This window comes from Nakamurella sp. UYEF19 (assembly GCF_040546275.1).
Lineage (GTDB): Bacteria > Actinomycetota > Actinomycetes > Mycobacteriales > Nakamurellaceae > Nakamurella.
The window spans coordinates 270,148-281,862 of record NZ_JBEPNO010000005.1 but is presented as its reverse complement, the minus strand read 5'-3'; the positions used below and the strand labels follow the sequence as shown (position 1 = coordinate 281,862).

Here is an 11,715-nt window from a genome sequence, read left to right as displayed (position 1 = left end):
CATCATCACCCGGCAGGCGATCCGCCGCGGCACCTTCACCTCCGTCAAAGACCTCATCGCTGCCATCGGTGCGTTCATCGACGGCTGGAACGAACGCTGCCACCCGTTCATCTGGACCAAAACAGCCGACCAGATCCTCGCCAAAGCCCACCGTAAGAAGACTTCAAACACGCGACACTAGGGCCTCGGGGTCACGACAACCGAGTACCAGTTCACTGATTCGACATGCCATGGGCGAAACCTACTCGCTGACGGCTGCAAAGACGGCCTCGGTCACGCCATCCGGTGTCAGGGGGCTAGCACCCCCCGAACATCGGGTGGTAGGCGGCTTCCGCCTGCCAGGCAGCACATCTGTACTGGGGTGGATGGGTCTAGCTGTCTACGTCAGGAGTCACCATGCCCTCTGCTGCAACCGTTCTCACTTCGAACGAGCGAGCACCCGCCGTCACGGTGCCACCCCGCCCACGCCTGACGCTCCTTGCGGGCCGACACCTGGTCGCGGCGTTCAGGGGCATCCCGTTCACCATTGCCGCCCTGACGCTACTGCTGGGCATGGGGATCGCCACGGGCACGCTGTGGCGGCCGATGGATCCGTCATCCGGCGTGCTCGAGGTCATGTCCTTCGGCACCGCGCGGTTGCACGACGGCCACTGGCGGACGTTCGCCACGGGCGCGTTCGTGCTGCCGAGACCTGAGTTCTACCTCGTCGTCGGCGCTTTGCTGATCGGCGGGCTGGGCAGCTACGAACGTAGGGTCGGTCCAGCGCGGGCAGCATTGGCGCTGCTCGGCACTCAACTCGCCGGCACCGTCGCAGCGGCCCTGCTGGTGTGGCCCTTCCAGGATTCCCCGTGGGCATGGGCGTCAAGTCTCACCGGTCAGGTCGATCTCGGACTCTCCGCCGGCGCTCTCGGAGTCGCCGGCGCGGCGACCGCGCTCATGAGCCAACCATGGCGGCAGCGGATTCGGGCCGGCGGGCTGATCTACCTGTCGGTGACAGTGCTGCGGTCGGGCTTGCTCTGGGATGTCGAACACCTGCTGGCATTCTCCGCCGGAATCCTTGGTGCACCCTTCTTGGCCGGACGGCCACGCCCTGCCCGCCCCGTCACCAAGATCGACCGCCTCCAGATCAGGGTCGGCGTCAGCTTCTTCATTGCTTGTTTGGCAATGACAAACCTGGTGGACGCGGTGTATCCAGGATTGGGCGGCGTGTTCGGGAATGGTCTTCCGGTCCATTCCCCGATGCATGGGATAGTCACGATGGTCGGCGAATCGGTGATCGCCCTGCTGGTGGCCGATGCACTGCGCCGGGGCCGGGCGGCGGCCTGGTGGGTAGCCGTCTCCGGTGCCTCGTTGATCGCGCTGAATTCGGCCCTGAACACCGCAGGCTCTATTCGTGTGATGGACTTCCTCTGCGCCACAACCGCTCTGGTGCTGCTAGTGTCGTACCGCAGTCGTTGGTCGTGGCGTGCGCCGGACGGTCTGGCGGGGCGGTCGGTGCGACGCCTGCTCATTGCCGTCATAGGGTTCGGAACTGCCGTCATGGGAGTCATTGCGATTCTCGGTCAGCACTTCCGGCCGGTACCGGACCTGCTCGACGTCGGCCGCGAAGCCATGGCGCGGCTCACCTTCAATACCGGTCCACTCACCCCTGAGGATGGACTCGCCAGGGCTTCGCTGGGCGTTCTCGCCCTCGGATGGGGTGGAACCCTGATCATCCTGATGGCCAGTTGGATGTACGCAGATCACGGTCCGAGGTCGGGCCCGACCGAGCTCCTCGGCCGACTATTGCGACGCTACGGCGGCGGGTCGCTCGGCTGGATGCGAACCTGGCCGGCCTTCAGCAACTGGACCAGCCCGGACGGCCAGAGCATCATCAGCTACCGCGTCGTCGGGACCGTCGCCATCGCCATCGGCGACCCGGTGGGTCCGCAATCACGTCACGCCGATGCCATCCGCGGATTTTGTAGCTTCTGTCGGGACGCGGGGTGGACTCCCTGCGCCTTCGCCGCCACGTCGGCGTTCACGGCGGGAGCGCCAGAATTGCACAAAGTTCAGATCGGCGAGGACACCGTGCTGAATCTGCCTGACCTGGAATTCGTCGGGAAGTCCTGGCAGGATGTCCGAACCGCGATCAATCGTGCAAAGCGGGAAGGCATCACGATGATGACAGGACGGCTGATAGATTTTCCCCCCGACCTGAGGGCCAAGATCGAGCGCCTGTCCCAGGAATGGGTCGAGGGCAAACCACTGCCGGAGATGAGTTTCACGCTGGGGACCGTCGACCATGCCCTTGATCCGGAAATGCGAACCCATATCGCGATCGACAACTCGGGCACCGTGCAGGGAATCACCACCTGGCTGCCGGTACACCGTGACGGCGATGTCGTGGGCTGGACGTTGGACCTCATGCGTCGACGAGGAGATGGCTTTCGCCCGGTCATGGAGTATTTGATTGCCGAGAGCGCACTTGCCTTCAAAGCGGAGGGTTGCGCGACGGTCAGCCTGTCGGTTGCGCCATTGGCGCGGAGATCTCGGATCGTCGGCCCTCGGAGGTTGCTGGACCGGACTCTGGACGGTATGTCAGCGGCGCTGGAACCCACCTACGGATTTCGGTCGCTGTTGGCCTTCAAGGCAAAATTCCAGCCGGAGTTCAAGCCCGTCTACCTGGTGTACTCACACGCAGCCGACCTCCCGGTGGTCGCGATGGCCATCGGCCGGGCGTACCTGCCGAGCCTGCACGCCGGGCAAGCCGCCGGTCTGCTACGCAGTCTCTGCGCGCGAGGATGATCAGGCACCCGATCGTGTGCCGATCGCCCTGACCTTCGCGGACTCCAGCCAGGTCGTGTAGCCGATGGTCGCCGGCGCTTCGATGGGTAGATCACCTTGGGCCAGCGCGGTGGTCTCGTAGTCCAGCAGCGCACCGGTCTGCAGGTCGAAGATCAGGGTCTGGCGTTCTGTGTAGCCAGGGGTGTTCGTGTCGGTCCCGACGGCGAGACCATTCCGTCCCGCTCGATCGGTGACAGTTCCCAACAGTGAGATGTCCGGTTTTCCTGAAATCATCGCGAGATCTGATATCAACCTGCCGCCCTGTAGCACCTTGGTGCTACAGTGTCTTCATGGACACGACGATCAGCCAACGCGAGTTGCGCAACGACAGCGGCCTGATCATGAGGCGAGTCGAGCAGGGGGAGTCCTTCGTCGTTACCCGTAACGGCACCCCGGTCGCTGATCTCGTACCGCACGACAAGAATGGCGGTGTCCGACGGCCACGGTTCGTCCCGGTTGACGCCATCGCAGCTGGGATCGCGGTGCTTCCGGACTGGGACACCAGTCGGTTCCGTGATGAGCTCGACGACCTCGACCGCGTCGTTGACGATCGCGACGTCGATCGCTGGAACGATCGATGAGCTCGGTCGTCGAATCGGCCTTGCTGGATACTTCTGTCGTCATCAACTATCCGGCTCGGACGGTAGCGGCACACACGGCATCCGCGGCCGTCAGCACGATCACGCTCGCCGAACTGGCCTATGGGCTCCACTCGACCGATCCGCTACTGAACACAGCGCGAGAGCAGCGCTACCACTGGGTCAGTGACACCTTCGACCCGATCCCGTTCGACAGCAACGCAGCGCGCATCTACGGTGCGCTCTGCGCCAGCGGCCGTGCGGCCGGTCGCGATCCGAAGCCCCGTCGATTCGACCTGCTCATCGCGGCGGTGGCCGTCTCACTCGGCATCCCGTTGCTCACTCGCAACGAGAAGCATTTCCGGGGTATCCATGCATCGCTGACAGTCATTCCGGTCGGCTGATCTGGATCGGTCCGTCGCGCAGCACGGGAGTGATCTACAAGGAGGTCCTGCCCATAGCCCTCCTTACTGACACCCGGCGTATCAGACTGAGGCGAGTTCGGCGGAGCTGCCGAACCTGCACGCCCGCCAAGCGCCCGGTCTGCTCCGCAGTCTCTGCACGGGCCGGCATCCCAACAACGGTCGACCGGGACGGCCTGTACTCGGTCGTCACTGTTGTATCCGGTGGAAACCCATCGTAGGTATAGAAGCCCGAGGTCCAGCTCAGGCAAAGACTGGAGGCGAGCGACGATGACCGTCAACGAGCCAACCAGCGAGGCAACCAACACGGTGCGACCCCTTCGATTCGGAGTCGTCGCCCCTGTTGGATCTGATCTGGCGGCGTGGCGGGACCAGGTTCGGCGCGTCGCCGACAGCGGCTACTCGACGCTACTGGTGCCCGACGTCCCACCGGTCGGCAGACCCAACCTGACATAATGTTCATTATCGGCATCTTGGATGCAGGTGGATCGACCAGCCGGGATCTGCAGCACACCCATTTTCGTCACTATGACGAATAAGGGTCAGACCAGCGGGTTGCGCGCACGCAACCCGATATCCGCCCAGCGCGCGAAGTCACGGTCACGACTGCACAGCTCGAGTCCGTGTTCCAAGGCAATGGCCGCGATGTGGGCGTCGGTCACCAGACGCGCACTGGTTTGCGCCCCCAGCAGATCGTCGAGGAGATCAAGGTGCCGCGGCCCCGGTTCCGGGATCCAGGTGCAGGGACGAGCCAGCCAAGAGCGGGCTACTGATAGGGCGTCCTCGACGGGCATCGGGCGCTCCCACACGCGGGGCTGGCTCACGACGCGGACGAAACCGGTGATGCACACCCATGGAAGTCCCACTCGCGCCGTGCCGGACAATCTCTCCTGCAGCCATGCGTGAGCAGCCGGGTGATGTGCCGCAGACGTCATCGTGGCGTCGACGAGGAGGTTGACGTCGATCAGGATCACGATCGGGCCGGCAGTGCTCGCTCGATGTCCTCGGTGTCGAGGAGTTCCACCAGGGCGCGAAGGTCGGTGACCAGCGGCCGGCCGGGGTCGAAGGTGGGCAGCTCATAGGGTTCCTGACCCGTCGAGGGCTCTTCGGATGCAGCCAGACCGGCGCGAAGCAGGTCGTTGACTTCCTCGCGCAGCCGGGTTCCTCGGGCCGCGCGCCGTCGTTCCAGCGCCGCAGCAACGTCGTCATCCAGCGTCAGCGTCGTCCGCACCCTCCCAGTCTACCTGACGAGACATCACGGCATCAATAACTTGATGCGGGCGCATCAAACCTGACAGAGAGCGGGGTCGACCCGTGGTTCAACCTGTCTTTCACGTCTGCCCGACGGCAACCGGCGCGACGACAGTCTCAGCGGTGTTCCGACCCGTGCTGCTCACGGAGCAGTGGCGGCAGCAGGGCCGCCCCGGCCGGGACGGCCGAGCTACCGAATGAATCGCCCGGGTTGTACAGACCGCACACCTTCATCGACAGGCATCCACACCCGATGCAGGAGTCGAGCCTGTCCCGGAGAGCCTCGATCGCCGCGATCCGGTCGTCCAGCCTGCGACGCCAGTGCCGCGAGATACGGCGCCAGTCCCCCGGTGTCGGTGTCCGCGATGACGGCAGCTCGGCCAGCTCCGCACGGATCTCCTCCAGCGAGAGGCCGACATTCCGGGCGGCCCTGATGAAGGCCAAACGGCGCAGCACTTGTCGGTCGTACCGACGTTGCCCACCACCGGAACGGTGGGCCTCGATCAATTGTTCGCGCTCGTAGAAACGCAGCGCGGACGCCGCGAAACCACTGCGGCGGGCCACATCCGCCACTGTCAACAATTGCTCGACGTCCATACGAAAAGGCTACGCCACACTTGGAGTTGTCTTCAACTATAAGTCTGCTCTAGCCCTTGACCTCAACCATGGTTCAACTTCCAGGATGGAATTCAGCAACCCATCTCGGAAGGAACATCATGCCCAAGGCACTCATCACCGGCGCGTCCCTCGGACTCGGCCGCGCGTTGGCCCTCGCGCTCGCATTTGACGGATGGCACGTCATCGTCGATGCACGCGGACCCGATGCCCTCGAACGACTTCTCGACGACGCCGGCCCCGCCCGGAGATCGCGGATCACCACCATCGCGGGCGACGTCACCGATCCGGCGCACCGGGCCGATCTCGTCGCAGCAGTAGGCCGCTCGACCGCCCTCGATCTGCTCGTCAACAACGCCAGCACACTGGGCGCCACTCCCCTGGCTCCGCTCTCGGCGACGGCATCCGGTGCGCTCGACGCCGTGCTGCAAACAAATACCATTTCACCGCTGCTGCTCGCCACGGCACTGCTGCCGCAGTTGTCGGCGTCCGCTGGGACCGTCATCAACGTGTCGTCCGACGCCTCCGTCGAGCACTACGAGAACTGGGGGCTGTACGGAGCGAGCAAGGCCGCGCTCGACCATCTGACACTGACGCTTGCCGTCGAGAACCCGGCACTCCGCTGGTACGCCGTCGACCCCGGGGACATGCACACCGCGATGGCGCAGGAAGCCTTCGCCGGGGAGGACATCTCGGATCGTCAGGTACCCGAGAAGGTAGCCGTACCGGCCATTCTCGACCTTCTCACCTCACGACCACCCAGCGGCCGGTACACCGTCGGCGAACTGCGCCCACGCGCCGACACAGCACCGATGGCAACAGCACCGATCGCCACATTACCCAGCGCCACACCACCCACCACCACGGCATGGATCGGAGCAACGAGTTGACCACCCACATGGCCTCCCCCAGCACCACATTTACCTTCCCGGCCAGCCGAACTGCGACCCGACCGGCGGAGGCCAGAGGACTCCGCCGAGACGGCGTGCGTCTACTCGTGGCCTCCGGCGCTGGCATCGTGCACACCACCTTCGACCGGATCGGCCAACACCTCCGGCCGGGAGACCTGCTGGTGGTGAACAACTCCGCCACGGTGGCAGCCGAGATCGACGCCACGGCGGAGCAGCACGGGCCGGTGGTGCTGCACCTGGCCGCGCGCCTGGAGGATCTCGACTTCGTGGTCGAGCTCCGGAGCGCACCGGACGCAGCGGAACCGGTGCTGGACGCTGCCGTCGGCGAGATGGTGGCCGTGGGCCGGGGGGTCACCTTGCGACTACTCGCCCCGTATCCGGGAGCCGGGTCCTCACCAACAGGGTCGGGCAACCGGTTGTGGCGGGCATCGGCGTCGGACCCCACGGCACTTGAAACTGTATTGGCCGCACGGGGCCGGCCGATCAGCTACGGGTACCTGCACGGCCGATTCGATCTCGCCGCCTACCAGACGGTCTTCTCGCTGATCCCCGGCAGTGCCGAGATGCCAAGTGCAGGGCGGCCTTTCAGCGATCGACTGGTCACCGAACTGGTTCGCTCTGGAACAGCGGTGGCACCGATCACCCTGCATACCGGGGTGTCGTCGCAGGAAGCCGGCGAGGGTCCGCAGGCCGAGTGGTTCGAGGTGCCGCCCTCCACCGCGGCTTTGGTGAACCTCACCAGATCCAGGGGTGGGCGGATCGTCGCAGTCGGCACCACGGTGACGCGCGCCCTGGAGTCGACCGTCGACGCCGACGGTAGGGCCCAGGCGGCCTCAGGTTGGACGGAGCACGTGGTCACGCCCGAGCGACCTCCGCGCCTCGTCGACGGACTGATCACCGGATGGCACAACCCGGAGGCATCACATCTGCTCCTGGTAGAAGCGATCGCGGGCCCGGCGATGACCCAGCGTGCCTACGACGCGGCGGTCGAGAACGACTATCTCTGGCACGAGTTCGGCGATTCGGCGCTCCTGCTCCCGACCACGACTCCTGATCGAAGCATCGGCAGGCGGGCCTATCGCAACCTGATCCGCTGATGCTTCGGAAGCGAGTCGACCACCAGGTCGAAGGAGTCCTGGATCATCTCGAGGACCTGTTCGTCAGGGAGGGAACCGTCGATGGTCACCGTGTTCCAGTGACGTTTGTTGAGGTGCCAGCCCGGCGTGATCGCGGGATGGCTGTTCCGCAGCGCGACTGCGATCTGGGGGTCGCACTTCAGCGCCACATGCAGGGGCGGGGGCGCCGTCAGCTGGGTGAACACGAACACCTTGCCGACCACCTTGAACGTGCAGAGTTCCGGACTGCTGTCGAACGGATACTCCTCGACGGCAGCCGGCAGGTCGAGACAGAACCGGCGGATCTCGTCCGTGGTGAGCGGCATGGGTCCGAACCTTTCTCCGGAGCGAAGAAACTCAGTCCAGGAACTTCCGCAGGAAGGTGATGTCGGCACTCTGACCGTCGCCCGGGGTCTCGACGATCACGTCGGAACCGGCGGCGGTGCAGACCGCGGCGATCTGCTCGGCCTCGATCGTGCCGTCGTCGAAGTTGGCGTGCCGATCGGCTCCGGAGTCGAACCCGTCGCGACTGCTGTTGGCGTGCACGAGGTCGATCCGGCCGGTGATCGCCATGACCCGATCGACGACGGCACCGAGTTCCTCTCCGCCGGCGAACGCGTGACAGGTATCGAGGCAGAACCCGACGCCGTACTCGCCGACCGCATCCCAGAGACGGGCCAGCCGATCGAACCGTCGGGCGATGGCGTGATTTCCGCCGGCGGTGTTCTCGATCAGGATCGGGACGGGGAACTCCTCGCGCTCGAAGACCTTGTGCCAGTTCTCGAATCCCTTGTCCAGCTCGCTGTCGGACGCCACGTGACCGCCGTGCACGATCAGGCCCCTGGCCCCGATGTCGGCGGCCGCGGCCGCGTGCTGCGAGAGGATCTTGCGGCTCGGGATGCGAATCCGGTTGTTCATCGTCGCGACGTTGATGATGTACGGGGCGTGGATGTAGAGCGGGATGTCGGCCGCTCGCAACGCCGCGGCGTGCGGATGCTCGACAGGCTTCTTCCAGCCCTGGGGATCGGCGAGGAAGAACTGGGCCGCGCCGGCACCGACTGCGGCAGCAGCCGTCAAGGGATCCGACGAGTCGACGTGAGCACCGATGGCAACCATGCTCCGAACGCTAGCCGAACACCCCGACACCGGCAGCGGACACGGCCCGCCCAGGTCCTATCGTTGACCCCATGGACAACCCGACTCCGCACGCCACCACCGACTCGAAGACACCTGAGACGCCACCGGCGATCGTCGTGCGCGACAACGAGGTGGAGGACCGGTTCGAGCTGTTCGTCGACGGAGCGCCCGCCGGGCTGCTCGACTACCGGGTGCAGGGCAACGACTATGCGCTGACCCACACCGAGATCGACCCCGACTTCGAGGGCCGTGGCATGGGGTCGCAGCTCATCTCCCACGCGCTCGACCAACTCCGCGCCGGCGGCAACGGGATCATCCCGGACTGCCCCTTCGTCCTCTCCTACATCCAACGGCACGGCGAGTACCTGGATCTGGTCCCGACCCGATACCGGGCGGATTTCGACCTCCCAGCGCACTGACCGGGGCTAGGGTTCGGCTGCAGGGTCCAACAACGCCAACAGACGAAACAGCAGTTACGAAACGGGGAGGGCTTTTCATGGCCAGAACGGTCGCACGCAAGCGAGTCACCTTTCCGGGGATCAGCTCACGCGCCTGGGAACATCCCGCCGATCGATCGGCGCTCGTCGCGTTGCGAGCCGTACCCGGCTTCGACACCGTGCTCAAGGCCCTCGCCGGACTGTTCCGCGAGCGCAAGCACCGGCTGATCTTCCTGGCGTCCTCGGTCCGCGTCAGCGATCGGCAGTTCGCCGAGATCGACCGGCTGTTCAGCGACGCCCTGCTGACGCTCGACTCGCCCAAGCGCCCCGAGCTCTACGTCCGCCAGAGCCCGGAGGCGAACGCGTTCTGCATCGGGATGGACGAACCCTTCATCGTCGTCAGCACAGGCCTGATCGAACTGCTCGACGATCCCGAGGAACTCAGGTTCGTCCTCGGGCACGAACTCGGCCACGCGATGAGCGGCCACGCGGTCTACCAGACCATGCTGAACCACCTGCTCCGCATCGCGGACAACCTCGGCTGGCTGCCGCTGGGTGGTCTGGCGCTCCGCGGGATCATCGCTGCGCTCTACGAGTGGAGCCGCAAGTCCGAGCTGTCCGCGGACCGGGCCGGGATGCTGGTGGCACAGGATCCCCAGGTCGCGCTGCGGGTGAAGATGAAGATGGCGGGCGGCGCCAGCCTGGGCAAGATGGACACGGTCGCGTTCCTGGAGCAGGCCGCCGACTACGAGGCGGCCGGCGACGTTCGTGACGGCGTCCTGAAGTTGATGAACCTCGAGCGCCAGACCCACCCGTTCTCCGTCGTCAGGGCAGCGGAGATCCGCAAGTGGGTCGAGGACGGCGACTACAAGAAGATCATGGCCGGCGACTACCCGCGCCGCACCGACGACTCCCAGGCCTCGATCGCCGACGAGCTCAGGTCTGCCGCCCGCAGCTACCGGGACAACTTCAACGCCTCGAAGGACCCGCTGGCCCAGACCGCCCGTGACGTGGGCCGTGACTTCGGCGGCGCGGCCAGCTCGGTCGGCCAGAGCATCGCCGACGGACTCACGGGTCTGTGGAAACGATTCGACGGCAGCCAGTCCGGCGATGCTGCACCGGATGCCGGGCCAACCGACGAGGAGGATCCGAAGCCGCCGTCGGGCAAGAAGGGTTCGTCGAAGAAGTAGACCGATCACCGGACGTGACCAACTCGAACAGCCCGCCGCACCCCGCACCGCGGACGTCCCCAGCGAAAATGAGCACATGCGCCCCAGCCGTGGACCCTTCCTGACGGTCCTCATCGTCGTTCTGCTGCTCCTGCACGGTCTGCCCTGGTGGCGTCTGGTCCTGGCCCCGCAGTGGCCGACGGCCGCGACGGTCGCTGGCACCGTGCTGGCGGTGGTGGCGTTGGTCGGCTTCCCGCTGGCCATGTTCAAGGGGCACGGCAAGGCGCACCACGACGGCCTGGCGGTGCTGGGTGACAGCTGGCTCGGCATCATCTGGCAGCTGTTCGTCTGGACCATCGTCGGTGAGCTGCTCGACCTCATCCTGGCGATCACCGGGATGCACGGTCCGGAACGCAACCGCTGGACTGCCGGCGTCGTGCTGGTGTGGACGGCACTGATCTGCGGCTGGGGCCTCTGGCAGGCCCGCCGCATCCCGCCGGTCCGCACGGTCGAGATTCCGATGCCGCGTCTCGGCGCCGGGTTGGACGGTCTGCGACTGGTGATGATCGCCGACACCCACTTCGGGCCGATCAACCGTGCCCGGTGGTCGGCCGGGGTCGTCCAGCGCGTCAATACGTTGGATCCCGAGATCCTCGCCCACGCCGGTGATCTCGCCGATGGATCGGTCGAGATGCGCCGGCTGCAGGTGGCTCCGCTCGGGAACGCCGAGGCGTCATTGGCGAAGGTCTACATCACCGGCAACCACGAGTACATGTCCGGCGCCGCGGACTGGGTCACCCACATGGACGGCCTCGGCTGGACGGTGCTGCGCAACGGCCACCTGATCGTCGAACGAGGCGGCAGCCGACTTGCCGTCGCCGGGATCGACGACCTGACGGCCAAGGCGTCCGGAGTGCCGGGGCACGGGGCCGATCTGGACGGGGCTCTCGCCGGGCTCGATCCCGACCTGCCGATCCTGCTGCTCGCCCACCAGCCGAAGTCGGTCCGGATGTCCGCACCGGCCGGGGTGGACCTGCAGATCTCCGGACACACCCACGGCGGCCAGATGTGGCCCTTCCACCACATCGTGCGGCTCGAACAGGGCGCTGTCGCCGGGCTGTCCCGGCACGGTGAACGCACCATGCTCTACACCAGCCGGGGCAGTGGATTCTGGGGACCGCCGTTCCGGATCTTCGCGCCCAACGAGATCACCCTGCTGATCCTGCGCAGCAGCGTCCCGTCCAACGGTTGAGG

General features: G+C 66.0%; 14 protein-coding genes and 1 pseudogene. 9 read left to right on the top strand and 6 right to left on the bottom strand.

What is annotated here, in order from left to right; all coding sequences use genetic code 11:
- Window positions 1-181: pseudogene (locus tag ABIB25_RS10925) on the top strand (IS630 family transposase); the annotation flags it as partial.
- 215 nt (window positions 182-396) lie between these two features.
- Window positions 397-2,787, top strand: coding sequence for a bifunctional lysylphosphatidylglycerol flippase/synthetase MprF (locus ABIB25_RS10920; protein WP_354528460.1), 2,391 nt, complete (start codon window positions 397-399; stop codon window positions 2,785-2,787).
- Here the strand turns inward: ABIB25_RS10920 and ABIB25_RS10915 are convergent, their stop codons facing one another.
- A complete protein-coding gene (locus ABIB25_RS10915) occupies window positions 2,788-3,060 on the bottom strand; it encodes a hypothetical protein (RefSeq protein WP_354528459.1) in 273 nt (90 codons plus the stop codon).
- 56 nt (window positions 3,061-3,116) lie between these two features.
- On the opposite strand from ABIB25_RS10915, the gene ABIB25_RS10910 reads away from it, so the two are divergent.
- Both ABIB25_RS10910 and ABIB25_RS10905 read left to right on the top strand, forming a co-directional pair.
- Window positions 3,117-3,407, top strand: a complete 291-nt coding sequence (locus ABIB25_RS10910; RefSeq protein WP_354528458.1) for a type II toxin-antitoxin system Phd/YefM family antitoxin — start codon at window positions 3,117-3,119, stop codon at window positions 3,405-3,407.
- A complete protein-coding gene (locus ABIB25_RS10905; RefSeq protein WP_354528457.1) occupies window positions 3,404-3,808 on the top strand; it encodes a type II toxin-antitoxin system VapC family toxin in 405 nt (134 codons plus the stop codon). The genes ABIB25_RS10910 and ABIB25_RS10905 overlap by 4 nt, the downstream gene beginning before the upstream one ends.
- 560 nt (window positions 3,809-4,368) lie before the next feature.
- On the opposite strand, the gene ABIB25_RS10900 is transcribed toward ABIB25_RS10905, so the two are convergent.
- The 3 genes from ABIB25_RS10900 to soxR form a co-directional block, all read right to left on the bottom strand.
- Window positions 4,369-4,800 carry a TA system VapC family ribonuclease toxin gene (locus ABIB25_RS10900; protein ID WP_354528456.1) on the bottom strand — a complete coding sequence of 144 codons (432 nt, stop codon included), beginning with the start codon at window positions 4,798-4,800 and terminating at the stop codon, window positions 4,369-4,371.
- Complete coding sequence (locus ABIB25_RS10895) at window positions 4,797-5,057, bottom strand: CopG family transcriptional regulator (RefSeq protein WP_354528455.1); 261 nt, start codon at window positions 5,055-5,057, stop codon at window positions 4,797-4,799. The genes ABIB25_RS10900 and ABIB25_RS10895 overlap by 4 nt, the downstream gene beginning before the upstream one ends.
- Before the next feature lie 137 nt (window positions 5,058-5,194).
- Window positions 5,195-5,674, bottom strand: coding sequence for a redox-sensitive transcriptional activator SoxR (soxR, locus tag ABIB25_RS10890; RefSeq protein ID WP_354528454.1), 480 nt, complete (start codon window positions 5,672-5,674; stop codon window positions 5,195-5,197).
- A gap of 119 nt (window positions 5,675-5,793) precedes the next feature.
- Between soxR and ABIB25_RS10885 the strand changes: the two genes are divergently transcribed.
- Both ABIB25_RS10885 and ABIB25_RS10880 read left to right on the top strand, forming a co-directional pair.
- Window positions 5,794-6,582 (top strand): SDR family NAD(P)-dependent oxidoreductase, encoded by a 789-nt coding sequence (locus ABIB25_RS10885; RefSeq protein WP_354528453.1) that lies wholly within the window; start codon window positions 5,794-5,796, stop codon window positions 6,580-6,582.
- Window positions 6,561-7,700: an S-adenosylmethionine:tRNA ribosyltransferase-isomerase gene (locus ABIB25_RS10880; protein ID WP_354528452.1), complete on the top strand. Its 1,140-nt coding sequence runs from the start codon at window positions 6,561-6,563 to the stop codon at window positions 7,698-7,700. Before ABIB25_RS10885 ends, ABIB25_RS10880 begins: the two co-directional genes overlap by 22 nt.
- Here the strand turns inward: ABIB25_RS10880 and ABIB25_RS10875 are convergent.
- Together ABIB25_RS10875 and ABIB25_RS10870 are read right to left on the bottom strand one after the other, a co-directional pair.
- Window positions 7,679-8,044 carry an MmcQ/YjbR family DNA-binding protein gene (locus tag ABIB25_RS10875; RefSeq protein ID WP_354528451.1) on the bottom strand — a complete coding sequence of 122 codons (366 nt, stop codon included), beginning with the start codon at window positions 8,042-8,044 and terminating at the stop codon, window positions 7,679-7,681. The two genes, ABIB25_RS10880 and ABIB25_RS10875, sit on opposite strands and share 22 nt — an antisense overlap.
- A gap of 31 nt (window positions 8,045-8,075) precedes the next feature.
- On the bottom strand, window positions 8,076-8,834 hold the full coding sequence (locus ABIB25_RS10870) for a deoxyribonuclease IV (protein WP_354528450.1): 759 nt from the start codon (window positions 8,832-8,834) through the stop codon (window positions 8,076-8,078).
- Between the two features lie 71 nt (window positions 8,835-8,905).
- On the opposite strand from ABIB25_RS10870, the gene ABIB25_RS10865 reads away from it, so the two are divergent.
- The 3 genes from ABIB25_RS10865 to ABIB25_RS10855 all read left to right on the top strand — a co-directional run bounded on the left by ABIB25_RS10865 (window position 8,906) and on the right by ABIB25_RS10855 (window position 11,713).
- The gene (locus ABIB25_RS10865; protein ID WP_354528449.1) at window positions 8,906-9,274 is read left to right on the top strand and encodes a GNAT family N-acetyltransferase; all 369 of its coding nucleotides are present in this window, start codon (window positions 8,906-8,908) and stop codon (window positions 9,272-9,274) included.
- A gap of 77 nt (window positions 9,275-9,351) precedes the next feature.
- A complete protein-coding gene (locus ABIB25_RS10860) occupies window positions 9,352-10,482 on the top strand; it encodes a M48 family metallopeptidase (protein WP_354528448.1) in 1,131 nt (376 codons plus the stop codon).
- A gap of 76 nt (window positions 10,483-10,558) precedes the next feature.
- Entirely contained in the window at window positions 10,559-11,713 is a 1,155-nt protein-coding gene (locus ABIB25_RS10855) for a metallophosphoesterase (protein ID WP_354528447.1), read from the top strand.
- Window positions 11,714-11,715: the final 2 nt, after the last annotated feature.